The sequence below is a fragment of the Algoriphagus sp. genome (genome assembly GCF_024305035.1).
Classification (GTDB): domain Bacteria; phylum Bacteroidota; class Bacteroidia; order Cytophagales; family Cyclobacteriaceae; genus Algoriphagus.
Genome location: NZ_JAMWZB010000075.1, coordinates 1 through 1217 on the forward strand (window position 1 = coordinate 1; position 1217 = coordinate 1217).

General features: G+C 43.1%; 1 protein-coding gene. It reads left to right on the forward strand.

The window, feature by feature from the left end; genetic code table 11:
- The first annotated feature begins 69 nt into the window (after window positions 1-69).
- A complete protein-coding gene (locus Q0L00_RS19560; protein WP_297338581.1) occupies window positions 70-1203 on the forward strand; it encodes an ISAs1 family transposase in 1134 nt (377 codons plus the stop codon).
- Window positions 1204-1217: the final 14 nt, after the last annotated feature.

Sequence of the window (1217 nt, forward strand, 5' to 3'; positions counted from 1 at the left end):
CAGGGAAATCGCTTTTGAATTTTTTTTAAATCAAATTTTTTTTGGTATTTTAGGTGGCGGTCAAAAAAAATGACCTTTCCTAAAAATTTCCCAAAAAAATCCCCGGTTTTCTCTTCTTTTTTTGCAGACTTGGAAGATCCCAGACGTACCTCTCAAGGAAATCATCTTTATCCTCTTCATGAAATACTTTTTCTTTCCATTGCTGCCGTTGTCAGCGGGATGGATAGCTGGACTACAATCAGTCTTTTTGGTCGTGCCAAGGTGGACTGGCTTCGCAGGTTCTTTCCTTTTACCAATGGGATACCTTCCCATGATGTGCTGGGTAAAGTGTTCGCAGCCCTAGATTCCCAAGCATTCAGTAGGTGTTTTGTTTCTTGGGTTGAGTCTATGGTGCAATTCACTTCAGGGGAAGTGGTGTCCATAGACGGCAAAACACTCCGTGGTTCTGAAGATAAGGCCAATGGAAAGTCTGCGTTACACGTGGTCTCAGCCTTTGCAACGGCCAACGGGTTATGCTTAGGGCAGGTAAAAGTGGATTCCAAGAGCAATGAAATCACTGCCATACCCGAATTACTGGAACTGTTAGCTCTGAAAGGCTGCATTGTCACCCTGGATGCCATGGGATGTCAAAAGAACATTGCCGGGGCAATAAAGAAAAAAGAAGCAGACTACGTGCTGATGGTGAAAGGAAACCAAAAGGAACTTAAAGATCAGGTTGAAAAGCTATTTTCCATCAACCCGGTAAAAGCAGCATACAGCAGCAACGAACTTGGCCATGGGAGAATAGAGCACAGACTCTGTGAAGTGGTCGACCAATTGGAGTTCCTTGACAAAAAGGAGGAGTGGCCAGGTTTAACAGCCGTGGTAAGAATAACCTCAGAAAGAATTATCAAGCAAACAGGAAAGGGAACTACTGAGACCAGATATTATATCACTTCTCTGAAAGCGGATGCAAAGCTCATCCACGATGCAGTAAGAAGCCACTGGGCAGTGGAAAACAACCTCCATTGGAGTCTGGACGTGATATTCAGAGAAGATGCCTCACTAAAGAAGAAAGATCACTCAGCTCTAAACTTCAATATAATCGCCAAAATGGCACTCACACTGATCGATCAGGAGAAATCAACTAAAAATAGTAAACCCTCAAAAAGACATCTGGCAGCATTGGATGATACGTATCGAGCTAAAATCCTTAAAATCTAAAAGCGATTTCCCTG